Annotated in this window: 25 protein-coding genes; 16 read left to right on the forward strand and 9 right to left on the reverse strand. The window is 54.3% G+C overall.

The annotated features are described in order from the left end of the window. Positions 1-72: 72 nt before the first annotated feature. Together JF44_RS0118455 and JF44_RS0118460 are read left to right on the forward strand one after the other, a co-directional pair. Positions 73-984, forward strand: a complete 912-nt coding sequence (locus tag JF44_RS0118455) for a LysR family transcriptional regulator (protein WP_033070388.1) — start codon at positions 73-75, stop codon at positions 982-984. Between the two features lie 116 nt (positions 985-1,100). Continuing rightward, positions 1,101-1,901: a sirohydrochlorin chelatase gene (locus JF44_RS0118460; protein WP_033070389.1), complete on the forward strand. Its 801-nt coding sequence runs from the start codon at positions 1,101-1,103 to the stop codon at positions 1,899-1,901. 23 nt (positions 1,902-1,924) lie between these two features. On the opposite strand, the gene JF44_RS0118465 is transcribed toward JF44_RS0118460, so the two are convergent. Both JF44_RS0118465 and JF44_RS20410 read right to left on the reverse strand, forming a co-directional pair. Beyond that, a complete protein-coding gene (locus JF44_RS0118465) occupies positions 1,925-2,857 on the reverse strand; it encodes a LysR family transcriptional regulator (protein WP_033070390.1) in 933 nt (310 codons plus the stop codon). 100 nt (positions 2,858-2,957) lie between these two features. Beyond that, the gene (locus JF44_RS20410) at positions 2,958-3,134 is read right to left on the reverse strand and encodes a hypothetical protein (protein ID WP_156111720.1); all 177 of its coding nucleotides are present in this window, start codon (positions 3,132-3,134) and stop codon (positions 2,958-2,960) included. Between the two features lie 323 nt (positions 3,135-3,457). On the opposite strand from JF44_RS20410, the gene JF44_RS0118470 reads away from it, so the two are divergent. After that, positions 3,458-3,907: a PaaI family thioesterase gene (locus tag JF44_RS0118470; protein WP_033070391.1), complete on the forward strand. Its 450-nt coding sequence runs from the start codon at positions 3,458-3,460 to the stop codon at positions 3,905-3,907. Positions 3,908-4,023: 116 nt separating this feature from the next. Here JF44_RS0118470 and JF44_RS0118475 read toward each other — a convergent pair whose 3' ends face one another. Further along, positions 4,024-4,779 (reverse strand): GntR family transcriptional regulator, encoded by a 756-nt coding sequence (locus JF44_RS0118475; protein ID WP_156111721.1) that lies wholly within the window; start codon positions 4,777-4,779, stop codon positions 4,024-4,026. A gap of 299 nt (positions 4,780-5,078) precedes the next feature. On the opposite strand from JF44_RS0118475, the gene JF44_RS0118480 reads away from it, so the two are divergent. The 5 genes from JF44_RS0118480 (at position 5,079) to JF44_RS0118500 (ending at position 10,118) form a co-directional block, all read left to right on the forward strand. Next, positions 5,079-6,164, forward strand: a complete 1,086-nt coding sequence (locus JF44_RS0118480) for an ABC transporter ATP-binding protein (protein ID WP_033070392.1) — start codon at positions 5,079-5,081, stop codon at positions 6,162-6,164. A 36-nt stretch (positions 6,165-6,200) separates the two neighbouring features. Further along, the gene (locus JF44_RS0118485; protein ID WP_033070393.1) at positions 6,201-7,517 is read left to right on the forward strand and encodes an ABC transporter substrate-binding protein; all 1,317 of its coding nucleotides are present in this window, start codon (positions 6,201-6,203) and stop codon (positions 7,515-7,517) included. Between the two features lie 149 nt (positions 7,518-7,666). Then, positions 7,667-8,524, forward strand: coding sequence for an ABC transporter permease (locus JF44_RS0118490; protein WP_033070692.1), 858 nt, complete (start codon positions 7,667-7,669; stop codon positions 8,522-8,524). 2 nt (positions 8,525-8,526) lie between these two features. Beyond that, entirely contained in the window at positions 8,527-9,363 is an 837-nt protein-coding gene (locus JF44_RS0118495) for an ABC transporter permease (protein ID WP_420340869.1), read from the forward strand. Further along, entirely contained in the window at positions 9,360-10,118 is a 759-nt protein-coding gene (locus tag JF44_RS0118500; protein ID WP_033070394.1) for an aspartate/glutamate racemase family protein, read from the forward strand. Before JF44_RS0118495 ends, JF44_RS0118500 begins: the two co-directional genes overlap by 4 nt. A 31-nt stretch (positions 10,119-10,149) precedes the next feature. Here the strand turns inward: JF44_RS0118500 and JF44_RS0118505 are convergent, their stop codons facing one another. Both JF44_RS0118505 and JF44_RS0118510 read right to left on the reverse strand, forming a co-directional pair. Further along, positions 10,150-10,821, reverse strand: coding sequence for a FadR/GntR family transcriptional regulator (locus tag JF44_RS0118505; RefSeq protein WP_033070395.1), 672 nt, complete (start codon positions 10,819-10,821; stop codon positions 10,150-10,152). A gap of 142 nt (positions 10,822-10,963) precedes the next feature. Beyond that, positions 10,964-11,797: a sulfite exporter TauE/SafE family protein gene (locus tag JF44_RS0118510; protein WP_033070396.1), complete on the reverse strand. Its 834-nt coding sequence runs from the start codon at positions 11,795-11,797 to the stop codon at positions 10,964-10,966. A gap of 208 nt (positions 11,798-12,005) precedes the next feature. Between JF44_RS0118510 and JF44_RS0118515 the strand changes: the two genes are divergently transcribed. From JF44_RS0118515 to JF44_RS0118530, 4 genes are read left to right on the forward strand one after another with little or no spacing between them, the layout of a single operon-like run. Continuing rightward, positions 12,006-12,950 carry a tripartite tricarboxylate transporter substrate binding protein gene (locus JF44_RS0118515; protein WP_052066040.1) on the forward strand — a complete coding sequence of 315 codons (945 nt, stop codon included), beginning with the start codon at positions 12,006-12,008 and terminating at the stop codon, positions 12,948-12,950. After that, positions 12,947-13,498, forward strand: a complete 552-nt coding sequence (locus tag JF44_RS0118520; protein WP_033070397.1) for a tripartite tricarboxylate transporter TctB family protein — start codon at positions 12,947-12,949, stop codon at positions 13,496-13,498. Before JF44_RS0118515 ends, JF44_RS0118520 begins: the two co-directional genes overlap by 4 nt. A 12-nt stretch (positions 13,499-13,510) precedes the next feature. Beyond that, a complete protein-coding gene (locus JF44_RS0118525) occupies positions 13,511-15,037 on the forward strand; it encodes a tripartite tricarboxylate transporter permease (protein WP_081944501.1) in 1,527 nt (508 codons plus the stop codon). A 22-nt stretch (positions 15,038-15,059) separates the two neighbouring features. Beyond that, the gene (locus JF44_RS0118530; RefSeq protein WP_033070398.1) at positions 15,060-16,658 is read left to right on the forward strand and encodes a gamma-glutamyltransferase family protein; all 1,599 of its coding nucleotides are present in this window, start codon (positions 15,060-15,062) and stop codon (positions 16,656-16,658) included. 136 nt (positions 16,659-16,794) lie between these two features. On the opposite strand, the gene JF44_RS0118535 is transcribed toward JF44_RS0118530, so the two are convergent. Further along, on the reverse strand, positions 16,795-17,334 hold the full coding sequence (locus JF44_RS0118535) for a YHS domain-containing (seleno)protein (protein ID WP_052066041.1): 540 nt from the start codon (positions 17,332-17,334) through the stop codon (positions 16,795-16,797). A 118-nt stretch (positions 17,335-17,452) separates the two neighbouring features. Between JF44_RS0118535 and JF44_RS0118540 the strand changes: the two genes are divergently transcribed. The 4 genes from JF44_RS0118540 (at position 17,453) to JF44_RS0118555 (ending at position 23,044) form a co-directional block, all read left to right on the forward strand. Continuing rightward, positions 17,453-18,346, forward strand: a complete 894-nt coding sequence (locus tag JF44_RS0118540) for an AraC family transcriptional regulator (RefSeq protein WP_033070697.1) — start codon at positions 17,453-17,455, stop codon at positions 18,344-18,346. 121 nt (positions 18,347-18,467) lie between these two features. After that, positions 18,468-20,240 carry an OpgD/OpgG family glucan biosynthesis protein gene (locus JF44_RS0118545; protein WP_033070399.1) on the forward strand — a complete coding sequence of 591 codons (1,773 nt, stop codon included), beginning with the start codon at positions 18,468-18,470 and terminating at the stop codon, positions 20,238-20,240. Between the two features lie 37 nt (positions 20,241-20,277). After that, a complete protein-coding gene (mdoH, locus tag JF44_RS0118550) occupies positions 20,278-22,428 on the forward strand; it encodes a glucans biosynthesis glucosyltransferase MdoH (RefSeq protein WP_238318503.1) in 2,151 nt (716 codons plus the stop codon). A 136-nt stretch (positions 22,429-22,564) separates the two neighbouring features. Further along, positions 22,565-23,044 carry a hypothetical protein gene (locus JF44_RS0118555; protein ID WP_033070400.1) on the forward strand — a complete coding sequence of 160 codons (480 nt, stop codon included), beginning with the start codon at positions 22,565-22,567 and terminating at the stop codon, positions 23,042-23,044. Positions 23,045-23,301: 257 nt separating this feature from the next. On the opposite strand, the gene JF44_RS0118560 is transcribed toward JF44_RS0118555, so the two are convergent. The 3 genes from JF44_RS0118560 to JF44_RS0118570 all read right to left on the reverse strand — a co-directional run bounded on the left by JF44_RS0118560 (position 23,302) and on the right by JF44_RS0118570 (position 25,621). Further along, on the reverse strand, positions 23,302-24,195 hold the full coding sequence (locus JF44_RS0118560; RefSeq protein WP_033070401.1) for an SDR family oxidoreductase: 894 nt from the start codon (positions 24,193-24,195) through the stop codon (positions 23,302-23,304). Between the two features lie 22 nt (positions 24,196-24,217). Beyond that, the gene (locus tag JF44_RS0118565) at positions 24,218-25,024 is read right to left on the reverse strand and encodes an enoyl-CoA hydratase/isomerase family protein (RefSeq protein WP_033070402.1); all 807 of its coding nucleotides are present in this window, start codon (positions 25,022-25,024) and stop codon (positions 24,218-24,220) included. A gap of 66 nt (positions 25,025-25,090) precedes the next feature. Then, positions 25,091-25,621, reverse strand: a complete 531-nt coding sequence (locus tag JF44_RS0118570; protein ID WP_033070699.1) for an acyl-CoA thioesterase — start codon at positions 25,619-25,621, stop codon at positions 25,091-25,093. Positions 25,622-25,629: the final 8 nt, after the last annotated feature.

The raw sequence follows: 25,629 nt of genomic DNA on the forward strand, positions 1-25,629 counted from the left end.
AGACAATTAATGTAATTGTACGCATAGTGTTGCATATAATGCGACAATGTCATTTTGTGTGAGGGATCGTTTATGGACAAGCTGGCCAGTATGCTGAGCTTCGTACGCGTGGTCGAAGATGGCAGTTTTGCTGCGGCTGCCCGCACGATCGGGCAGTCACGTTCACAGGTTAACCGGGCGGTGGTCGCCCTTGAAGACGATCTTGGCGTGCAGCTTTTAAACAGGACAACCCGACAGGTTTCCGTCACACCAAGCGGGCAGGCATTTTACCAACGGGCCAAAACCATTCTTGCAGATATTGGCGATGCCGAGGATTCAATACGGGAACATCGCGATCGGCCCGCCGGGGATATTCGCATCAATGCGCCGATGTCCTTTGGGACATTGCATTTGGGGCCGGCTTTGGTCGATTTCGCAAGGATCTATCCCGATATCCGCGTCGAACTTTCCCTTGATGATCATTTCATTGATCCGGTTGCCGATGGCTTTGACATGACGGTACGCATCAGCCGTCCCTCAGAAACACTTGCCCTGATTGATCATGAAATCATTCCTGTTCGCCGGGTTTTATGTGCATCGCCTGCTTTTGTTAAAGAATATGGTACGCCAACCGATATTCGTGATCTTGCCCATTTACCGTGCCTGCATTACGGCAACTTGCCGTCAGGGGCCAGTTGGAAAATGACTGGTCCCGACGGCCCGGTTGCGGTGCAGGTTAATGGGGTGTTTTGCTGCAATAATGCCGAGGTTTTGCGTGATGCGGCCCTTGCCGGATTGGGGATTGCCGAACTGCCGACCTTTATTGCCGGACCGGAACTGCAGACCGGACGGTTGATAACTGTTCTGTGTGATTATGATCCGGCTGAACTGTTTTTATATCTTTTGTATCCGCCCAGTCGGCAGCTTGCGTCACGCATTCGTCTGCTTGTGGAATTTATTCAGGAACGTTTTGGTGGCCAGCCACACTGGGATCTTGTTCGGTAGGTGCTAATTGTCTGTGGATACCGTCTCAGACATGTGATGTGATTTTTCCGATCCAAATGGTTGCGTCTTGCGTATGTCAAACTACGCTTTAGACAAATGCAATTCTGGTGAGTGGCATGACACAGTTTGAGATGCCGACATTGATGATGGTGTCGCACGGAAACAGCGGAAATGGTGGTGATCCGGCCGGTGATCTGGCCAAATCTGTTGCGCCAGATTGGGATGGCCCGGTTCGCCATGCCTATATGCGCAGTCAACCAGCGCTGCCAGATCAGCTTGAGAAACTTAAACGCAGCGGGGAGGCAGCCCGCCTGATCATATTCCCGTTGTTCTTTAGCGAAGGATATCTGGTGTTTGAAGAGCTGCCGCGTGATCTTCATCTTGCCGGGTTGAATGATGCCGTGATTCTGCCGCCGGCCGTAAACCTGCCCGGTTTTGCCGAACTGGTGGCAGGTCGTGCCAAGTCCGCAATCGCAAAACGTGGCTGGCTGGCAGAAGACACATCTGTCTTCCTTGTGCCCCATGGCCTTAAAACTTTACGCCAGGCGTTGCCGGAAACCGTGCGGTTTGCCGATCAGGTCGGGCGCATTTGTTCTGGCGCAGAGATTTGCATTGGCAACATCGAAGGTCATCCATCACTTGCCGACTGGCGATCCATCGGATCACGCAAAAATGCCCTGGTCATCCCGATGCTGGCTGGTGGCGGCACGCATGCATGTGAAGATTTGCCTGAAATGATTGATGCACGTTCCGGCGAGGAAATTGAAATCCTTGCCCCGATTGGTCAATGGTCAGAGTTGCCCGACCTTGTTCTGGCCGAGGCCATGCGTCATGTGGCGCGTTTTGGCGCGATGGCAGTGCCGATTGGCCCGACCGGGAATGATATTCGGGCAGAACGGGGTGCCCAGCTGGCCTGAAACAGGGCGTGTTCAATAGTAACTTAGCCCAATACCGGCTTGAAGCTGGTTTCCGCTGATTTCTTAAGCAGATAGTCACGGAACAAACGTGCGGCACTGGTCAGGTTGGCATCGCCTTCATGGGCGATCAGCAATTGGCGCTTGGCCCAGTCATCGGCAATGGGTGCGCCTGCGATATTCATATGGCCAAGATATCCCGCAACCGAACTTTTGCGCAAAAAGCCGATCCCCAGACCCGCTGCAATCATTTGCCGCAAGGACCCGAAACGTACCACCCGGATGTGGGGATGCATATCGAGTTTGAGCTTTGCGGCGGCTTCGGAGATCAGATCATCGATCACCCCACCTTCAAACAGCGAGATGATGTCGTATTTTGCCGCATTGGCGAATGTTACCGGCTTGGGGTTTTCGGCATTGGGAATAAGCGGATGCCCCTTGGGTGTCACGACCCAGATGGGATCATCGCAAAAGACTTCGTGAGCAAGGCTGCCAAGCGGGCTGTTGTCAGCCAGAATGGCAAGGTCTGCCCGGCCTTCACGCACGGCTTCCGAACTTTCGCGTGACGTCAGTTCACGGACATCGACGGTGATATGGGGAAAGTCGCGTTCAAAATCGGCCAGAAAATTCGGAAGGCCGGTCAGAATGGCTGACGTCACCGCTGCAAGGTAAATCTTGCCTTTTTCGCCGGTGTTGAAATCGCGCAATTCGTTGGAAAGATGGTTCAGGTCGCCCAGAAGCTTTTCGCCGTAGCGGGCGAAGATCGTGCCTTCTTCGGTCGGTTCGACCCCGCGCGGCAGGCGGCGCAGAAGTTTGACTCCCAGCATGGCTTCAAGTTCGCCAATACGTCGGGATACGGCCGATGTCGCGATATGTTCGCGCCGGGCGGCTTCATTGATGCTTCCGGCGCGCACGATGGCGACAAACAGCCGGATTGTCACAATATCAAACTTTTGCATGGAACCGTTGTCGGTGGTTCAGCCCGTAGCGTCAAGAAGTTTGAGGGCGCGGCTGATGAACAGCTTGTCGCGTTTTCCTCAAACGAAGGGGCCTATGGCCTTAGCCTTCAACCTGACGCCATGCCGTGTTCCAGTCCGCAGTCAGTTCTGCGTGGGTTTTGGCCTGGGATGCTTTCATGATGACAGCAACCTGCAGGGCACGAACAAAACTGGTGAACCAACCGATACGAACGTCACGTTCAATGCTGGTGGCGTCTTTGTAAGCAATCGTCGTCATGGCTTTTTCCTTTGCGACATCGTCTGCGTCTTTGGTGATTTCAGAAATAGCAAACGCGTGGTGCTCGGACTATTCTCGTTTCACAGCTATCCCGTTCTTGTATGGAGAACGATCGCATTATCGCGTTGTAAATAAATGGATATTTCATGTTGCGTTGCGCAATAACCTGGTCGGTTTTGCACCAGAACGCATCTTGAGTGGGGGTGGAGGCATGTGCAGAGCATGAGTGAAGCCGGATTCCAGATTGACCGGTCATGCCGGTTTTCCGGGCAGGTAAAGATCTGCTATAGCTGGGTAAATCGTCACCAAAAAGGTTCGTCAACATGACCTCGACCGAAGACAATCTTGCCTATGAGCAAGCCAATGGCAGTGGGTTGCAGGCCCATCTGGGATACAGGCTGGTGGAATGGGCCGAAAACCATGCTGTGGTCGAACTTGATCTGCAGGACCATCATTTGAACCGTGCAGGAATCCTGCATGGCGGGGTGTTGACCACCTTGATGGATACAGCGTCGGGCTATTCGGTGTGTTTTTGTCCGGTGGCGGGCAATGTGCGCAAGACGCTGACATTGTCACTGACCACAAATTTCCTGGGTTCCGCCAAGACGGGCGTTGTACGTGTTGTTGCCCGAAAGCAGGGCGGTGGACGCAAGATCGTGTTTACCGAAGCAGTGGCCTATAGCGCCGATGGGGATGTGATCGGGACGGCGACCGGAACGTTTAAATATCATCGTGGCAGTGATGATCCGGATGGCGTACCGCGCAATGCTTAGGGTCCTGACCCGGAGGCCATAGGAATGAGTTTTGATTCCAAGGCGTCGGTCGATTGCACCAAATGTGAGGAATCCTCACAAATTAGATTTTCCCGAGTACAGCGACTTTAATAGGGTCAGCTTGCCTCTGAGGTTGGTATGCGGCCAAAGATGCTGGCAAAGTCCGTTTTGCCGGGTTTGGGACGTTGCAATTGCAGGCGATCACGAATGGCGTCAAGGTGACGCGACATTTCGGCGGCAGCAATATCTCCATCACCGCTTAGCAGTGCGTTCAGAAGCTGATCATGTTCTGAGTGGGAGCAATCAACCGGCTGCGGACTTTCATACATGGCGATGATCAGAGATGTGCGCAGGATCAACCGTTCGAGGAACTCTTCAATCACCAGATTGCCGCTGAGCCGGGCAAGCAGCAGGTGAAATTCGCCTGACAGGATAATGGCTGCGCGGTGATCGCCGCGATGATGTGCATCATGTTCGCGATCAAGGTGTTCCCTGATCTGTGTGGCGCGTTCATCGGTCATGCTGGTGGCGACTTTGCGGGCCACGCCATCTTCAATCATGCGCCGCGCAGAGAAAACTTCAATTGCTTCGTCGATGGTCGGTTCGGCAACAAAGGCCCCGCGATTTGGCACCAGATTGATCAGCTTGTCATGGGCCAGCTGCAAAAAGGTCGCACGGATGCGCGCACGACTAACCCCAAACGTCTTGGCAAGGTCTTCCTCGACAAGCTTCATGCCCGGTTCCAGACGGCGATCCAGGATGGCGTCCAGCATCTCGTGATAGATCACTTCCTCCGGCCGCAGCTTTTCGCTGCCTTTATAGCTGCCGGTTTGGTCGGCTTTGGCCATCGTGAGGATACTTCCATCGTTCATGTTGTTGGGCAGTCTTTTATTTCTACAAAATTGTTGACGATTTGCACAATAGAAAACTGGTGCGCCATTTTCGCGTGAAACAACAAAGTGTCTATATTTGTGGCATAAAATAAGCATGCACAATATTTATACATTATCTGAGCATAAAACGGGCAGGTTGAACCTGTTGGTTCCGCAGAATATTTTCCTCAGGTCACGGGACTCGGTGTAAAACTGCCAATGAAATCAAATGGCACGCATCTTGCGATTGATCGCTGACATGATTGTTAACAATTTTGCATGCAGTGACGGGTGAGCGGATGACGGGTAACGGGGCCATTGAATTGATTGCTGTCAGTAAATTCTATGGCAGCACACAGGCAGTTAAATCGATTGATCTGCAAATTCCGGCAGGGGCGTATTGCTGCCTGATCGGTCCATCAGGATGCGGCAAGTCAACCACGCTACGCATGATTGCCGGTCACGAGGTCATCAGCGAAGGCGATCTTTTGATCGGGGACCGCAATGTGACCGAACTGCCGCCGGTCAAACGTGGCACGGCGATGATGTTTCAGAACTACGCACTTTTCCCGCATATGACCTGTGCGGAGAACGTTGCCTTTGGCCTTAAGATGCAAGGTGTCTCCCCATCGGATCGTAAAGACCGGGCCAATGAGATGCTGGCCCGGGTCGATATGGCGCAGTTTGCCGATCGCAAGCCCGACCAGCTTTCAGGCGGGCAGCAGCAACGTATTGCGTTGGCGCGCTCCCTGATTACCGAGCCGTCCGTTCTTTTGCTTGATGAACCGCTTTCTGCCCTTGATCCGTTCCTGCGTGCGCGCATGCGTGATGAATTGCGGCGCCTGCAACAGGAACTGGGGATCACATTTGTCCATGTTACCCACGCCCAGGACGAGGCGCTTGCGCTTTCGGACATGGTTGTCGTGATGGAAGACGGGATCATTCGCCAGAAAGGCACCCCGCAGGAAATATTCAACCAGCCAAAATCACGCTTCATTGCCAATTTCATGGGTGGCCAGAACATTTTCAAGGGCACCGTTTCGGAATCGGGCGCGGCCGGCACTTTGCTTGCGCGTGGGCCAGACAGTTTCTTTCTTCCCGGCTTTTGCGACGGCACGGCAGGCGACGAGATCGAATTTACCATTCGGACCGACCTGATCGGTCTGGACGAAACCCCGCCCGAAGACGCCAAGAACGGTCAAATCCTGGTTGAAATTACCACGGTCGAATATCTTGGCCTGTGGGTGCGCATTGTCGCAACGACCGCAGACGGCAAGGAAATAACCCTAATGAAGACCGAAAGCGAATTTCGGCAAGCACCGGTAAGGCGACGCGACAAGTTCGTCGCCTATTGGAAGCCGGAACATGCGCATGTTCTGGCCTGAATCAAATAAACCAACAAATTATCAGGAGTGCTTCACATGACGATCGAGAAGAAAGTTTCGACCAAAAATCTTGAGACGGAAACCGGCGTTTCGCGCCGTGGCTTTGTCAAGGGTGCGGCTGCGGTTACCGGCGCTGCAATCGGTTCGGGTGCAATCACCGGCTTCCCGACCATCTGGGCTCAGAACATCAAGGACGTTACCTTGCGTCAGTTCGGTACCGGCGTTTCGAACATCAATGCGGTTGCTGACAAAGTTAAGGAAGACCTTGGCTTTACCCTGCAGATGACCGCGCTTGATTCTGATGCGGTGGCCCAGCGCGCTGTGACCCAGCCGAACTCGTTTGATATCGCTGACATCGAATACTGGATCTGTAAGAAAGTTTTCCCGGCCGGCACCATGCAGCCGATGGATACCACCAAGCTTGCCAACTACAAGCATATCTCCAAACTGTTCATTGATGGCAAGTTGACCCCGGATTCCGAGATTGCCCAGGGAACCGCACCGCATACGGTTGGTTTCGTTGAAGGTGCCGACAGCACGACCTTTGCATCTGCACCGACCCAATGGATGACCCTGATCCCGACGATTTACAATGCCGATACGCTTGGCATTCGTCCTGACCTGATTGACCGCGAGATCACCAGTTGGGCCGATCTGCTGGATCCGGCCTTCAAGGGCAAGGCATCGATCCTTAACATCCCGTCGATTGGTATCATGGATGCGGCAATGGTGTGCGAAGCCATGGGCGAAGTCACCTATGGCGATAAGGGCAACATGACCAAGGACGAAATCGACAAAACCATCGCGGTCATGATCGATGCCAAGAAAGCCGGTCAGTTCCGGGCCTTCTGGAAGAGCTTTGATGAGTCGGTCAACCTGATGGCGTCTGGCGAAGTTGTTATTCAGTCCATGTGGTCGCCTGCTGTTGCAGCCGTGCGTTCCAAAGGCATCGCCTGTAAGTACCAGCCGCTTAAGGAAGGGTACCGTGCATGGGGTGGCGGCATTGGTCTTGCCAAGCACCTGTCGGGTCTCGAACTTGAAGCGGCGTATGAATATATCGACTGGTACCTGTCGGGCTGGGTTGGTGCGTATCTTAACCGTCAGGGTTACTACAGCGCCGCACCAGCAACTGCCAAAAAGTTCATGTCTGACGACGAATGGGGCTTCTGGATGGAAGGCAAGGCCGCCGAAGGCGACATCCTGAGCCCGGATGGCAAAGTCATGGAAAAAGCAGGTGCGGTTCGCGATGGCGGTTCCTACGAAGAGCGTATGGGGTCGGTCGCGTGCTGGAACTCTGTCATGGACGAGAACAAGCACATGGTCCGCAAGTGGAACGAATTCATCGCAGCCTGATTTGCGAAAAGCATTTGTTGGGCGCGGCTTTATGCCGCGCCTGACCATTTCTTTTATGAATATTGCGCCCGTGTTTTTGGGCACGGCTTATTGGTTATCGCCTTTTCGGTACGCTTCTGGTTTTTCTGGCAGGTTTTCAAGGACAGAGCATGGCTTCTGATACGTCAAAAAGATCGTCCTATTTTTTGATCACGCCGATGGCGCTGATCTTTGCGGTGTTTCTTGTCATCCCGCTTCTGACCATTGTTGTGGTCAGTTTCTGGGACTATGACGAATATCGCATCCTGCCAGATTTCATTTTAGAGAATTACAGCTATTTGCTGAGTTCTTCGGTGACCTGGAGCATCTATCTCAATACCTTGAAATATGCCGCTCTGACCTGGTTCTTCACCCTGGTTATCGGTTTCACGGTGGCCTATTTTCTGGCCTTCCATGTGCGCAGTCTTACATGGCAAATCGTGTTCTTCATGTTGTGTACGATCCCGTTCTGGACATCGAACATCATTCGCATGATTTCGTGGATCCCGTTCCTTGGCCGCAACGGTCTTTTGAACTCTGCCCTTATCAATCTTGGCATTGTTGATCAGCCCCTTGAGTTTCTTCTGTTTTCCGATTTCGCAGTCGTGTTGGCAGATGTGCATCTTTATGCGCTGTTCATGGTGGTGCCGATCTTCAATTCCATGATGCGGATCGACCGGTCGTTGGTTGAGGCTGCACGTGATGCCGGGGCCAGCGGGTTTGAAACTTTGAAGTCGGTGATTGTGCCGCTTTCAAAACCCGGGATCGCGATTGGATCGATCTTTGTCATCACGGTGGTGATGGGCGATTTCATTACGGTGCGTTTGATGAGCGGCGGGCAAAGTGCATCGGTCGGTTTGCAGATTTCCAATGAAATCGGGCTTTTGCAATATCCGGCAGCGGCAGCCAGTGCGGTGGTTTTGCTGATCACGGTTTTGCTGATCGTGACCGCGCTTTTGCGTCTTGTTGATATCCGCAAGGAGCTGTGATCATGGCACTAATGACCAAAACCCGTGAACGTCGCCCAAGAAGCTTCTATTTCCTTGCAGCTTTCTTTGCGCTGTTTGTACTGTTTCTTTATGGGCCGATGTTGACCATCTTCATCCTGTCTTTTCAGGGCGAGAATGGCGGTCTGACATTTCCGATGAACGGGTTTTCCTTCCATTGGTTTGGCAATCTGTTTGAACAGCAGGCTGTTGGTGACTTTGGGGGGTCGTTTGGCCGGTCCCTTAAGCTTGGCCTGATTGTCATGGTCGTGACGGTGGTGGTTTCGTTCATGGCTGGTCTTGCCTTCCGCAAACGGTTTCGCGGTGACAGCGTGGTGTTTTATCTCGCACTTGCCAGCCTGATTGTGCCGTCGATCCTGATTTCGCTTGGGATCGGGTTGTTGTTCAACATCGTGCAATGGCAGCCGCAATGGTTTACCTCAGCACTTGGTGCGCATCTGACATGGACTTTCCCGTTCGGGCTTTTGATCATGTTTGCGGTGTTTAACCGCTTTGATCCGTCCTTTGAGGAAGCCGCACGTGATCTTGGGGCAAGCAACTGGCAGACCATTCAACATGTCGTGCTGCCGATGGTGGGGCCAAGTCTGATCGGGGTCGCGATGTTTTCGTTTACCCTGTCTTACGACGAATTTGCCCGCACGCTTATGACGGCCGGTGCGCTTAATACCCTGCCGCTTGAGATCTATGGCATGACGACCAATGTCACGACACCGGTTCTTTATGCGCTGGGCACGGTTACCACCGGGTTCTCGTTCCTTGTGATTGCCCTGGCACTGGGGACGGTAGCCGTCATGCGCCATCGCAAAGGGCAAAAAGCATGAGCCGCCTTGCTGTTATCAACCCCAATCTTTCGAGCGGGTTTACCAAAAAGATCGGGGCGCAGGCGCAAAAAATCGTTGGGGGTGCGACGCAGGTTCTTGCCCTTAATCCAGCGTTCGGACCCGACAGCATCGAAGGGTACTACGACGAAGCTTTTGCCAGTGTCGGGTTGCTGTCGGTTATTCGCGAACTTGAATCCCGGCCCGAACAGCAAGGCGATCCGATTGGCGGATATATTGTCGCCTGTTTTGATGACACAGGGGTGGATGCGGCGCGCTGCCTGACCCATGCGCCGGTACTTGGATTATGTGAAGCCGCCCTTCGCATGGCGGCTGTCGTGGCATCACGCTTTGCCATTGTCACGCCCATGGCTGTTTCGGTCCGCCCGCTGGAACAGCTGGTCAGCAAATACGGCGCATCTTCGCAATGTGTGGTGCGGGCCGCTGGTGTGCGTACCCTTGATTTCGAAGGGGACAATGCCAGGGCGGCTTATGGGGCACTCAAGAATCAGGCCGAGCGTTGCCTGACAGATAATGATGCCGAGGCGATTGTTCTGGGGTGTGCCGGAATGACTGACATTGCCGATCGATTGCGCGAAGAGCTTGGCGTGCCGGTGATTGATGGGGTCAGTTCAGCGGTCAAGATGATCGAAGCCATGGCGTTTTTGGGATTGCACACCAGCAAGGCCGGGGCCTATGGCGCACCGCCGTCGAAGGCCTATCACGGGATGTTTGCTGAATTTACCCCGCAGGGGTAGATGCTAAGGTTTCGCTTCCGGTTTCCGCAAGTCAGTTTTGCTTAAGGGCGTGCTCGACCTCTGCCAGATGACGGCGCATGGCGTCTTCGGCGCGTTTTGGGTCGCGCTGTTCAATCGCGTTGATGATGTCGCGATGCTGGGTGCTGAGCTCATGAATCAGGGTGTCAGAATGGCTGCTTTCGCGCAGACGTGCCCAGGCGGCTTCGCGGCGGACGGCATTGACGGCCTCAAACACAGCCAAAAACAGCGTGTTTTTGACCGATTCGGCAAGGCGCTGATGAAATGCAGCATCCCATTTTTCGTATTCAAGCTGTGTGGTGGCGCTGGCGGCCTTTTCGACCATGCTGCGCATGGCGTCAATGTCACCCTGTGATGCGCGGAGTGCTGCAAAGCGCGCCATGGAAGGTTCGATTTCCTGACGGACTTCCATGATTTCAAACGGGCTGGTTTTGGTGGCAAGCCCTTCGAGTTTGCGCAAGCGCGGGGTTGGCGGGGTGCCGACAAAGGTGCCCTGCCCCTGACGGCGCCAGATCAAACCTTCAGCTTCGAGCTCATCAAGGGCTTTGCGCAGGGCGCGTCGGCCAACATCAAGCTTTTCGGCAAGGGTGCGTTCGGCAATGACCCGGCCGTCCTTGACGAACTCGCCCTGTGCAAAGCCTGTTTTGAGCTTCTCTGCCAGGGCCTGTGTGGCGATCTCATTCATCGTTATTGTTCATTTTAATGGCGTTTCTATTGACGTTTTTACGAACGTTTCCGTCGGCGAACCAATGCGCACCTCTGATAGTAAGCCAGTGGTTTATCAAAGAACAAGTCCGCACTATTTCTGTTTGTGATCTGATGGGGTTTTAGCTCAGAAGATCATAGAACATACGCAGCGAGGTCACAGCGAGGAACAGACCAAAACACATGCGCAGTGCGCGGCGCGGGATGGTGTGTGCAATGCGTGCACCAATCGGGGCGCACAGCACGGTCATCGGGATCAGAAGTGCTGCCGCGAGAACATTGACATAGCCAATGGAAAACGGCGGACGACCATCCACACCAACCCCGGAAATTGCATAACCAATCGTACCGGGCAAGGCAATGATCAGGCCGATGGCAGCGGCCGTGCCAACGGCGCGGCGGATGTCATAGCCAAGGAAGTTCAGAACCGGCACGCAAATCGTGCCGCCACCAATGCCCATCATGGCCGACAGACCACCTGCGAGGACACCAAGCACCGCCCAAACCGACTTTGGCGGGTTCTTGGTGATGTCCGATTCACGGTCTTTCACAAGGATCATATTGGCAGCGACAAGCAGGGCGACCACGGCAAAGACGATGGTCAGAACCCGACCATCGGCAAGCCCGCCAATGGCGGTGCCGATGATGACACCGACAATGATTGCTGGTCCCCAACGTTTGATCAGCCCGACATCCACCGAGCCTTTTTTATAGTGGCTGCGTGTCGAGGAAATGGCGGTTGCAATAATTGTCGTCAGCGATGTGGCGACCGCAACCTGCATGCGAAGGGATTCATCAACCCCCATTGTGGTCAGGAAATGATACAGCACGGGCACGATTACAATGCCGCCACCGACACCAAGAAGCCCCGCCATGATTCCACCGACAACCCCGGCAAACAGCATGGCTGCGCCCCAAACGAGATACAGGCTCATGGTGCCTTCAAGCTCAAACATCTAAACCAATCCAAACCAATTACGATATCAATAGTTAATTGGTACTATCCATGTTTAACGCTCTCATGCAACAAAATCCTGCGTTTTCGCCGAAGTTTCATTTTTAGGCTTGCAGAATTGGTTTGTTGATGCAAACAATGCGGAACGAATGAATTGAACCAAAGTATAAATGGTTCATAGTATGAGCATGATATCAGGAGGCACACACATGTTCCGCAAGATTGCCGTTGCTGCTGGTTTGATGGCCGCTGCCATTGCAGGCCCCGCACAGGCGCAGGACTATCCGGAAAAACCGATCGAATTCATCGTTCCGTGGGGACCGGGTGGCGGTAGTGATACGCTGATGCGTATTGTTGCCCAGGGTCTTGCAGATGAAACCGGTCAGGCTGTTCCGGTCATTAATATGCCAGGTGTTGGTGGCAATGTCGGTTTGGCCGAGTTCGCCAAGCGTCCGGCAGATGGTTACACCATTTCGCAGGTCCATGAAGGTCTTCTGATTTCCAACGGGACGGGCATTACCGACCTGAATTGGGACAGCTTCATGCCGATCGCACTGGTGACGTCTTCGCCGCAGTATTTGACCCTGTCGAAAAATGACAACTTCTCGAACTTTGAAGAGATGGTTGCCTATGCTAAGGAAAACCCGGGTGCTGTTCGCGCCGGTGTGACCCTTGCTGGTGTGCCGCATCTTCACATGGCGATGATCGAAGATGCCTTTGGTATCGAGTTCTCCTATGTCGGTTATGAGGGTACCGGTCAGCGTATCCGTGCCTTGGTTGGCGGTAACATTGACGTTGCGATTGGCGATGTATCTTCGGCTGGTCAGTTCGTGGAAAACGGTGATTTGGTCTTTGCTGCGGTTGGTATGCCCGAGCGCACTGCAGAAGCGCCGGATGTTCCGACCTTCACCGAACTTGGTCATGCACTTGATCTGGCTGTGACCCGCGGTGTTGTTCTGCCCAAAGGTACGCCGCAGGATGTTGCTGATGCACTGGAAGCGCATCTGGAAACCGTCATGCAGAATGACGACGTTCGCACCAAAATCCAGAACGTTGGTTCCGCACCGGTCTTCCTGGGGCAGGACGAATACAAGGCTTATCTCGGCAAATTGTCCGAGACGGTTAACCGTCTGGTTGGCAAGCTCGAAGGATGATGTCCCCGAACGGGAAATCAGCAGCAGCGGATGCATCGGCATCCGCTGCTATGCGTGCAAAAACCGAACTCGCACGGCTGATTTCATATGTCGTTTTTGGTCTGGGGTCTGTGTATCTGTCGGTACGTGCCGGTCAATTGCCGACATCGCGCTGGGAGCCGCTTGGTGCCGGGTCATTCCCCAAGCTGGTGTTTGCTGTTCTGGCTGTCTTGTGCCTGATTGCTGCCGTGCGCGCAGTTGTTGATATCCGCAAAGGCGGCAAGCTTGATGGTCTTGGCAGTGCGTTTTGCCAGTGGATCAAGGTGCGCCGGGTTTCCTTTGCGATATTCGGTTTGCTGGTGGTGTATCTGCTGGCGCTGCCGGTTGTCGGCTTTTCGCTTGCGACCTTTGTGTTCCTGATGATCGCGCAGCTTTTGATCGCAGGCATTTCGAAAAAGACCATCATTCAGTCCCTGATCGCCGCCCTGATTTTCTCGGTCGGCTTGAACATGCTGTTTGCCGAAGTCTTTAACGTGTTCCTTCCGCGTGGCGTGCTGTTCGCGGGCTAATTGAAGTTTACGATGATGTTGGATGCATTTCTTGCCGGTGCTCATCAGGTTTTCGCGTTCGATACCCTGATTTACATGCTGATTGGTTCCGTTGCCGGGATCGTTGCTGCGGCCATTCCCGGTTTCACCGTAACCATGGCCATTATTCTGACACTGCCGCTGACCTTTGCGATGGGACCATTGCAAGGCGTTTCGGTGATGTTGTCGGTTTATGTCGGGGGATATACCGGCGGTCTGATCAGTGCTGCCCTGTTGGGTATTCCCGGAACACCGAGTTCGGTGGCGACGACCTTTGATGCCTATCCGATGGCGCGCAAAGGTGAACCTGGTCGCGCATTGTCGCTTGGCATCTGGTCGTCCTTTTTCGGGACTGTGATTTCAACCATCGTTCTGATTGTTGCTGCCCCGCCGCTTGCGCTGATTGCGGTGAAGCTGGGGCCGTGGGAATATTTCGCGCTGATCGTGTTTGCGCTGACGATTGTGGCAAGCCTTGTTGGTAATTCGCTGTTGCGCGGATTGATTGCCGGTGTCATCGGCCTTGGCTTGGCGACCGTCGGGCCGGACCCGATGATGGGACGCCCGCGCTTAACGTTTGATGCCGACATGTTGATGGCCGGTCTGCCGTTCCTTGTGGTTCTGATCGGGATTTTTGCCATCAGCCAGCTGATGGGCGAGGTTGAAGATCACGGCAAGGGTAAAGGCACGGATGCGCTGATTCCCGATGTGATCGAATTCAAGACCTGGGCGGTCATGCGCGAAGTTCTGATGCATCCGGTCAATCTTGTGCGTTCCTCGCTTGTGGGGGTGTTCATTGGGGCACTTCCCGGTGCGGGCGGATCAATTGCCAATCTTCTGGCCTATGATCAGGCCAAGCGCAGCTCGAAGAACCCCGAAGAATTTGGCAAAGGCACGCCCGATGGTGTGATTGCGTCCGAAGCCGGGAACTCTGCCACGGCAGGGGGCGGGCTTATTCCGATGATTGCACTGGGCATTCCGGGATCGGCTGTTGATGCCATCCTGATGGCGGCCCTTATGGTGCACGGGATTTCGGTGGGACCGCGCCTGATCATGGATAATGCCGATCTGGCCTATGGCATGTTCGTTGCCATGGCGGTTGCGTCATTGATGATGTTGGTGGTGTGTGTGCTGTCTATGCGCCTGTTCCTGCGTGTGACGGATATTCCCAAACAATTCATCGTCCCGACCGTGATGATTTGCTGTGTGATCGGGGCCTTTGCGCTCAATAACCGTGTGACGGACCTTTACCTGCTTGGGGCGATTGGTCTGGTGGGTTATGGCTTGAAATCGCTTGATTATCCGCTGGCCCCGCTTGTGCTGGGTGTCATTCTGGGTCCGATTGCCGAAACCAACCTGCGGCGTGCTTTGATGAGTGACGGGGACTGGACGGTGTTCTTTACCCGTCCGATATCAGCCGTGTTGCTCGCTGCTGCTGTTCTCTCTGTTATCTTCAGTGTCCGTTCGGTTCTGAAGATGCGTAAAAAAGACCGTCCTGCCACCGATGAACAAGACGGCGATTAAGCTTTTGTCCGAGGAGATACCCATGCACCTTCGTCATGACGCGCTTTATGCGTCTCGCCGTTCGCCGGTTTTAGCACGCAATATGGTTTCCACGTCCCAGCCGCTTGCGGCACAGGCCGGCCTGCGCATGTTGTTGGCCGGTGGTAATGCCGCCGATGCGGCCCTGGCATCTGCCATTGCGCTTACTGTGGTTGAGCCGACCGGTAACGGGCTTGGCTCTGATGCCTATGCCATCATCTGGGACGGCAAGGAACTGCATGGTTTGAATGCGTCGGGCCGGGCGCCTGCCGATTGGAACCCAGCGCGTTTTGCCGGGTCTGATACGATGCCCCAGCGCGGATGGGAATCGGTCACAACACCTGGTGCGGTGTCCGCATGGCGTGAAATTTCAGACAAGTTCGGCAAGCTGGCGTTTGAAAAGCTGTTCGAACCGGCCATCGAATATGCAACGCGTGGCTTTGCCGTGTCGCCGATCATCGCGACCCTTTGGGAAAAGGGCGGGGAAACATTGGGCAAGCAACCCGGCTTTGCCGAGGCATTCCTGCCGGGCGGCAAGGCACCAAAGGCCGGTGAGTTGTTTGTCAACAAGGCCGCAGCCGACAGTCTGATTGATATCGCCGAAACCAAGGGTGAGAGTTTCTACCGTGGCAAGCTGGCTGCCAAAATTGCTGCCTTTGCAAAGGAGCATGGTGCAGCGCTTTCCGAGGATGATCTTGGCAACCACAAGGCCGATTGGGTCGGCACGATTTCCCAACAGTTCGGCAAGGTAAAGCTGCATGAAATTCCGCCAAACGGGCAGGGGATTTCGGCGCTCATCGCATTGGGGATTTTGCGCCATACCAACATTACCGATTATGAACCGGACTCGGCCGAGGCCCTGCACCTTGAGATCGAGGCGATGAAGCTGGCATTTGCCGATATGCGCGCCTATGTCGCCGATCTTGATTACATGACGGATGTCACGGTCGAACATCTTTTGTCCGATGATTATCTGAAATCGCGTGCGGCCCTGATTGATGCCAACAAGGCACAGGATTTCAAGGCCGGTGCGCCAAAGCATGGCGGTACGGTTTATGTCACGGCGGCCGATGAAAATGGCATGATGGTGTCGTTCATCCAGTCGAACTATATGGGCTTTGGATCGGGTGTTGTGGTGCCGGGCACCTCAATCAGCCTGCAAAACCGCGGTCATGGATTTAGCCTGCAAAACGGTCATCCCAACCTTGTCAAAGGTGGCAAACGTCCGTTCCAGACCATCATTCCGGCCTTCCTGATGAGTGACACCGGCAACCCGATCATGAGCTTTGGCGTCATGGGCGGGCCGATGCAGGCACAGGGACATTTGCAGATGACACTGCGCACGCAGCTTTGGGGGCAGGACCCGCAAACAGCGGTTGATGCACCACGCTGGCAGGCGCTTTCGGGGCTTGATGTTGCGGTGGAAGCATCGCTTGGCGCGGATGTGATCGAGGCACTTAAGGCCAAGGGCCATGCCATCAATGTGGAAACACCTGACAGCACCAATTTTGGTTTTGGTGGTGCGCAGCTTATTGCCAAAACCGATGCCGGATATGTCGCCGGGTCGGACCCGCGCAAGGACGGCTGTGCGGTTGGTTTCTGATCGCGCTTTTTGAACATCTTTCTTTTCAGATCGGCAGTCGCAGTCATCTGAAATAGATATGGCCGGTCCATTTACGTGGACCGGCCATTCTTTTCCGGGCAACAGGGATCAGGGGTGGCCCGGATTAAACGTGCGATTATTGCGCGCCGATGGTCAGGCCGTCCGGCGCCATTTTTTCATCCGCGAGCTTGGCGTCTTCAATTGACTCGATGATGTCCCAGTTATGGTCAGCACCCCGGATGAAGCCCGGAATGTCCGTGACCCAGCGTTTCTGAATTTCCTTGTTCAGGTTGAGATACAGCTTGCCGTCAACAACGCGCCATGCTTGCGGATCGGCACCGAATTTGCGGCCCATTGCGGCGCCAAAGGCGCAGAAGCCACCATATTGCGGGGCATATTTGTCCGGGTCCTGATTAAACAGGTCGCGGTTTTCTGCACTGGCAAAGCGATAGGTCGCGCCATCGTGTTCGGCTTCAAAATTGGAATTGCCCGGGGTCGGGGCACCAACGGTGAAATAGGCCACCGGGTCGTAGCCTTGCAGGGCGTAACCTTCGACAATGTTGACTTCCTGTGCGGCGATCGCGGGTGAGGTGGTAGCGACAACGCCACCGATGGCGCTGATGCCAAGAACGGCGGCAAGGGCTGTGGTTCGCAGAATATTTGAACGATAGGCCATAATTCGTACTCCTTCACGGGGTGATCACCGTGTCTTTACTGGCAGGCGATCATGAAACTGGTTCATCAAGAGAGCGTCTTGAAATCTGAAATCAGACTACCGTCGGAGATGTGATTTGTTGTCTGAGGAAACACGCAATTCGTCTGAAAGGGATGTGCTGTCGGATTTGTTCGCCGGGAATCATCCGCGCGGGGATGTCTTCTTTTCCGGAACGCTGTGTGGCAGCAGTCATCACAGCAGACAGGAAGGTCAGCCTGCCCGGCAGCAGGGAATGCTCCATGTTGTGCAAAGTGGTGCCTTGCGGGTGCGGTTGAACGATACAGAACATGCTGTGCTTGATCGTCCGGGTGTGATCCTGTTTGGGGCCCCCATCACGCATGACGTCGAAACGCCGGCTACCGGATCACAGGTTGTCTGTGCCAATTTGCTGTTTCCTGCGACCGGACCAACACCAGCGCGGCTGGGATTGCCTGATTATGTCGTTTTGCCGTTTGACGACATTGCCGGGCTGGAGCCGATTACAGGACAGCTTTTCCGCGAAGCATTTGACGATCATCCGGGAAAAAGAACTGCTGTGAACCTGTTGATCGATCTGTTGTTGTTGATGGTGTTGCGCCATTGTCAGGCAAATGATCTTGTCAGGCCGGGCATTCTTGCGGCCATGCGTGATCCACGAATTGCACGCGTTGTTGGGCAATTGCATCAAACTCCTGGTGATAACTGGTCTGTTGAACGTCAGGCGGAAATTGCGGGCATGTCCCGCGCAAGCTTTGCCGCACGCTTTCGGGAATTGCTTGGCACGTCACCGGGCGATTTCTTGCAAACCATTCGCCTTGATCGGGCCCTTGCACTGTTGCGTGATGGTAAACGCTTGCAGGTGGTGGCGGGGCAGGTCGGTTATCGCAGCAGTACGGCACTGGCGCGTGCCATTCAGCAGCGCCACAATGTTTCTCCGCGTGAATTGCATCAGGACTTTCACTCTGATGCGAAGGCATTATCGTCTGTGATCTGACTGGTTGATTGTGGGGGGAATGCGGATTCTTTCCCTGAATTGGACACAATCATGCCCTGTTTTTCATGCAGAAACGCAACCAACAAGTTTGATAAACCAACAATTGGTAGCGTACACGAGCATGACGCAATTCGTTCAGCGGCAAATAAAGCCGGGCTTTAGGTGTGACTTTCTGGGTGCTGTGGCATCCGGGTTGATCTTGCTTGCGGTGCCGGGCATGACGCATGCACAGGAAACCGATCCCGCTTCGGTCAATCAGCCTGCCGAGAAGACACCGGCTGCGACCACAACCGTACCGGAACAACAAGCGCAAGACCCAAACACGGCCAAAGAGGCGGCTGACACGGAAAGTGACGCCACTCCTGAGGGAACAGTGTCTGTTCCGCCCGGTGGCGGGGCTCCGGCCAACCAAGAGCCGAAGAAGCGTTATGGGTCCTCGCCGGTCATGTTTGACCCGGCGATGGTGGCAGATCGTGCACGCCGGTTGGCAGCAGAGCCATTTGAAACCCCGCATCGTGAATTGCCCGAAAAGCTCTCTGATCTGAGTGCCGAGGAATATGCGCAGATCCGGTTCAAATCACAGCGGGCCTTCTTCAATCCGTCTGAAACAGATTTCTCGTTGGAGCTGTTTCACCCCGGCAGCATGTATGATGTGCCTGTTGCGATAAATCTGGTCCGCGACGGTGAAATTCAGGTCATTCCTTTTTCCACCGGTTTGTTTGATTTCGGCAAGACCGGGTTAACAGGCAATGATTTCTCAACCCAGGGCTATGCAGGTTTCAGGCTGCGCTATCCGCTTTCAAATGTTCAAAGTAATGACGAGCTGACCCGTTTTCTTGGCGCGTCTTACTTCCGTTTGCAGGGGCAGGGCCAGTCAATTGGTCAGATGGCGCGCGGACTTGCGGTTGATCTTGCCAGTCCCACGGGTGAAGAAATCCCGGTATTTCGTGAATTTTGGATCGTCGAGCCGGAAAAGGGCGACAAAACCATCAGGGTTTATGCCCTTTTGGACAGCGAACGCGTGACGGGCGCCTATCGATTTGACATCACACCGGGTGCGCGCAGCAAGGCTGATATCACGGCCAATCTGTTCTTCCGCGATGGCGTGGAAAAGATCGGCATCGCGCCGCTCAATGGCATGTTCCTGTTTGGGGAGCAGCGCCGCCGATCATTTGGTGACTACCGCGGTGAGGTTCATTCAAGTGATGGGCTTTTGATCCATAACGGACGGGGTGAATGGCTTTGGCGGCCACTTGATAACCCGCTTGATTTGCAGCTGAGTGCGTTTTTGGACGAAAACCCGAACGGGTTCGGGCTTTTGCAGCGTGATCGCAATTTCGATCATTATCAGGACCTTGATCGCCGGTTTGAACAGCAACCGGGCTATTGGGTTACGCCCAAAGGCAGTTGGGGCAAAGGCCATGTCGAACTGGTTGAAATCCCAAGTCCGTCTGAAACCAACGACAATATTGTTGCCTATTGGGTGCCCGAAACCAAACCGGCTGCGGGCGATGAAATGCAGGTCGAATATCGCGTGACAGCGACCCGCGATGGAACAGACCTGCACCCGATGGCGCAGGCAACCGATACCCGCATCATGCGGATCGCGCCCGAGGGCGACGATGCGGTCGCGAGCACCCGTTTTGTCTTGAATTTTGCCGGCGGTGATTTGGACTACTTCAGCAAGAACATCGGTAAAATGCGTGCAGATGTTAGTGCGTCAGAAGGGGAAATCAAAAATATCCGCCTGATGGAAGATCCGGAAAATGGTGGTGTGCGGCTGATGTTTGATCTTGTTGAGTCCAGCGAAGAAGCATCAAGCAATCTGCGGGTGTTTCTTTTGTATGATGATCAGGTCTTAAGCGAGACCTGGACAATGCCATGGGTCTTTTGACCGTGATTTTACGCGCACCACTTTCAGGTAGAGCCAGATGAGTCAGTGCCCTGACGATATGTCCAACAGTTCATCCCCGGTCGGTCCCGACACTGCCTTTAGCGTCGGGACGAATGCTGTGGTTGATGAAAGTCAATGTGATCCCACGGTCAAACTGCGTGGACCCGGTGTCGGGTCACGGCGTGTTTTCCTGTTTGGCGCGTCGATTGCGGCAACGGCTTATGCGGCGTGGTTGATGATTGATGTGTTAGGGGCCGATCAGCTTACGATCATGGAAATGGTTGTGGTGGCGTTCTTTACCATCAACTTTGCCTGGATTTCCCTGTCCTTCTTTACCGGCATGGTCGGATTGGTCCTGCGTGGATTGAAACGGGATGCGATCACGCTAAAGCCCCTAAAACCCATTGTGCGCAAAGGGTCATTACGATCTAAAAACGTTATCGTCATCCCGGTATATAACGAAGACCCCAACCGGGTTTTTGCCGGACTTCGTGCCAGTTATGAAAGTCTGGTTGCGACGGGCGAACTGGACGCGTTTGATTTCTTTGTCCTGTCGGATACCCGTGATCCTGACATCTGGATTGCCGAAGAAATGGCATGGGCAAAGGCCTGTAACGATCTTGATGCGCGTGGCCGGATTTTCTTCCGCCGCCGGGCTGAAAATACCGAACGTAAATCGGGCAATCTCAAGGAATTCTGCGAAACCTATGCGGCCAATTACGATCACATGATCGTCTTTGATGCTGACAGTGTCATGTCAGGCGAGGCTATGGTCAATATGGCCTATCTGATGGAAAACAATCCTGATGCCGGGATCATTCAAAGCCCGCCGCAGCCGACCGGGCGCCAGACCCTGTTTGCGCGTATCCTGCAATTCATTTCGCGCGTGCATGGCCCGACCATGTCTGCAGGCCTGTCATTCTGGTGCATGGGCAGTTCGAATTACTGGGGGCACAATGCCATCATCCGGACCAAGGCATTCATCGAATGTTGCGGGCTTCCGGTATTGTCGGGCAAACCCCCATTGGGCGGGCATATCTTAAGCCATGATTTTGTCGAAGCAGCCTTTATGCGCAAGGCAGGCTGGCGGTGCTGGTTGATCCCGCAGCTTGAAGGCAGTTGGGAAGAACTACCGCCCAATCTGATCGATTTTGCCATTCGTGACCGCCGCTGGTGTCAGGGCAATATGCAACACGGGCGTTTGATGGTGGCGCACGGATTTAAACCATTAAGCCGTCTGCATTTCTTTATGGGGGTGATGAGCTTTGTATCATCGCCATTGTGGCTGCTTTTGTTACTGAGCTCGACAATTGCCACCCTGCAAAACACTCAGCTGACTTACAGCTTCTTTCCGGGGCAATTCACCATGTTCCCGCAATGGCCGGTGGATCGATCATTTGAAATGCTGGTGTTGCTGATCTTTACCATTGGCATGTTGGTCTTGCCCAAGATCATCTCGATCCTGATGGTTTGCCTTGGCCGGGATCGCAAAAAGTATGGTGGCGTGATGGTGCTGGCAAGTGGGGTGCTTGAAACCCTTTATTCCGCACTTCAGGCACCGATCATGATGATGTTGCATTCGCAATTTGTCTTTTCGGTTTTGACCGGTAACCAGGTGGGCTGGGATGCGCAGGAACGTGATGATGCCGGTGTGCCCCTTAAGGCAGCGTTCAAGACTCACCGAACGATTATTGTAATCGGTTTGATCTGGGGGGCTGTTGCAGTCTTTGTCGATACCGCGTTCTTCTGGTGGCTGTCGCCCATTCTGGCGGGGCTGATCCTGTCACCATGGCTGACGCATTATTCCAGTAGTCTTGCCGTTGGTAAGGCCGCGCGTCGGTGGAAGCTTTTTGTCACGCCCGAAGAATATGACAGCCCCGATGAGCTTCGCGCACTTGCGCGGATCAATGCCGACAGTGGTGGCGCGGATGTCAAAGATGGTTTGATGCGCCTGATCGAAGATCCATATGCCAATGCGCTGCATTCGGCGTTGCTCCCAACCCGCAAACCCGATGCCCGTACAGCGATCGAGATCGGCATCATCTATGAAAAGCTTGCCCGGTTGGGTGTTGAAAGTCTGACCCGCGATGAAAAACTTCTGATCCTGTCCTGGCCGGTCAAGCCGCTTGATCAGATCATGGCAGGGCGCGACGCCCACCCGTCCGCCAATCCGGTTGTGTCATCGTAAGTCATTGTTTTAACCGGCATACGACGCGCCACAAAAACGCCCTGATTCGAGCAAATTATCCCGCGCTTTTTTGATGATCCTGTCTTTAACAAAGCGTTAACCCAAAAGATTGCTTGCCACCCGGAGGGCAGAACACATGACCGATATGACCGTTGCATCACAGGGTTTTTCATATGCTGCTTTTGAATCAGCAGCGATGACCCGTTTGATCGAAGATACCGCGCATGCGTGGCTGCGGTCCTTTGGTGTAGAGAACGCATCAGCAAGTCAGAGGTTGGTAAACGCACTTCGTAATGCGTTGGCAGAAGACAGTTTCCCTGCTCATGATCAGACCAATATGCGCGATCTTCTGGATCGGGCAGCCCATGATGCAATTGCGAGCTGGCTTTCCAAAGTGACCGATCAGCATGATTGTTATAGTCCGGCGTCATTTTCAATGTTGCGCTGTGCGTTCCTTTCGGCCAACCGCGATGGCATTTGGTCGGAACAGTTCCTTGATATGGCGCGTGATCATCGCGATTTGGCCATTGCACTGTCGGTTCAGATGATGTTGCCGACGCCGAGTCTGAAGGCATGTGAAATGCCACGTCAATCTTTGCAACGCCGGGCATCCTGACCCGGTAATTTGTCCTTCGCTTCTCGCTTTTTCATCTTTTCCCTCAACGTTAATGCGTTCAGGCGAAGGTCAGGCACCGCCAGTTCACTTGGCGGTGCCTTTATGTGTCAGCACCACCAATTGCCAAAAAGAACCCGCCACAAAGGGCGGGTTGAGTTCAGCGGGCGAGAGAGCCCGATCCACGCTGTGATCATTCACAATCGTAAAATCAGGCCCCTACGAGACGCCGAGGCACACACTTCCCCGGCGCCATACGGTCAGGCTGCTTTGTGAAAGCGGCCCAGTTTCTCCAACAGTTTGGCGACCTCGGGGTCGTTCTTGCCGTTGCGATCAAGCTCCAGGAAGAAGTCTGGATAGGGCGCTTTGCCCGGCGTGAGGTTGTATTGTTCAAAATCGGTCACGCCGATTGCTTCAAGCACGCTTTCATCGGTAAAGAAGCCACCGGTGATATCGCCTGCGGGTGCTGTCAGAATCGCGTGCGCGGCATCGGCAATGATATCGGGTTTGCGCGCCCGCCCCTGTTCAAGACCGGGGATCATGTTAAGGGCAGCGGTTTCAATCACCGTTACCGGCCAAAGCGAATTCACCGCGACCCCTTCATCGGCAAATTCGGCCGCCAGGCCAAGGGTGATCAAGCTCATGCCGTATTTCGAAATGGTATAGGCCGTATGATTGGCAAACCATTGCGGTGACAGGTTGGGCGGTGGCGACATGGTCAGGATATGCGGATTATCCGACTTCAGAAGATGCGGCAGGCAGGCCTGTGCACAGGCAAAGCTTGCGCGGGTATTGACCTGGTGCATCAGATCAAACCGCTTCATCGGGGTTTGCAGGGTCGGGGTCAGATTGATAGCGCTGGCATTGTTGATCAGGATATCGATCCCGCCGAATGTTTCGACGGTTTTGGCAACGGCGGCGGCAATCTGGTCTTCTTCGCGGATGTCGGTTTTTAACGCAAGTGCTTTGCCCCCGGCCGCGATGATTTCGGTGGCGGCTGTATGAATGGTGCCGGGCAATTTGGGGTGCGGTTCATCGGTTTTGGCGATGATCGCCACATTAGCCCCGTCGCGTGCAGCACGCAGGGCAATTTCCTTGCCGATACCGCGTGAGGCGCCGGTGATGAACAGTGTTTTACCTGCTAAACTTGCCATGTTTCTGGTCCCTGAATTCTTTTTATGATTTGCCGAAATTGGGGCTGCGCTTTTCAACGAAGGCGCTCACACCTTCGCGGAAATCAGCACTTACTGCGCAATCTGCGAATGATCTGGCTTCAAGAGCCAGTTGGTCGGCCAAGTTGGTTTGGGGTGCTGTGTTCAGCAAAGCCTTGGTGCGCGCAATCGCATCACGCGGTCCCATCGAAAGTCGGGCAGCATATTGTGCGGTGGCCGATGCAAGCTGATCGCTTGGCACAACCTTATTTATAAGACCGCAATCATGGGCCTCATCGGCACCAAATCGATCCCCAAGAAGGGCGATTTCCTTGGCCTTTTTCATGCCAACCAGACGGGTTAGTGAATGGGTGGAACCGCCATCGGGCGATGTGCCGATCTGGATATAGGCCAGTGTGAAAACAGTTTCCTCGGCTGCGACGGCCAGATCACAGGCATTCATCAGGCTGATGCCAAATCCGGCAACCGCGCCTTCAAGTTTGGCAATCACCGGACGCGGCAGGGCATTGATGCGCGAGATAATGGCATGGACCCGATTGATCATGTCTTCGATCAAGGGGCGGGCTTCCTCAGCGGGTGACTGGCTGATTTGATAAAAGAATTTCACATCGCCACCGGCCATGAAGGTCCCACCCGAACCTTCGAGGATGACAGCCCCGATGTCGTCAATCTTGGCTTCGATCTTGTCCATGGCTGCGCCAAGACCCGAAACCATCGCCTGATCAAGGGCATTCATCCGGTCAGGCCGGTTCAGGGTGATGGTTGCAATCGCGTCAGTTATCGTCAGCAATACGGCGTCATTGGATGCCATGTCGTTTCCTCCTGCGGGTCGTTGCCGCATGTTTTGGTCCCGTTTTCCGGGATTTGATCGCAGCTGTTAAAGCGCAAGCCGCGCTTCGATGGCGGTTTCCATATCCGGCCAGCCAGACAGCCAGTCGGGCATCGACGGGGATGTCTGATCCGCCCCTACCAGCCGACAGACCTCTTGGGGGGCAATGATGCCACCGGGGCCGACAAACACCGCCTTGACCACGCCAAGGGCCAGTGTCTTGCCTTTGGCGACAAAGCGCTGTTCAAGATAGAAGCCCTTGTCATCCCAATAGAGTGCCTGGGTTTCGAGGGTGAATTTCTGAAAAGGTTTGATTGCGCGCTTGAACCGCATGGTCGATCCCGAGACGACCGGCTGCCATTTATGTTTCAGCATCTGTTTGGCAATGCCGTTGCGCACGATCAGTTCTGTTCTGCCCAAATCCATCAAAGCGAAATACCGCGAATTGGTCATATGCACATTGATATCAAGATCCAGTGGCCATGCCCGGAATTGCAGGGCCGATGGATCAAGCGGATGCAGGCGGGGCCGCAACAGTGACAGGATCACAATACGGATCAGTCGGAAAATCAGATTCACGACAAAGC

The sequence above is a fragment of the Thalassospira australica genome (assembly GCF_000763295.1).
Lineage (GTDB): Bacteria > Pseudomonadota > Alphaproteobacteria > Rhodospirillales > Thalassospiraceae > Thalassospira > Thalassospira australica.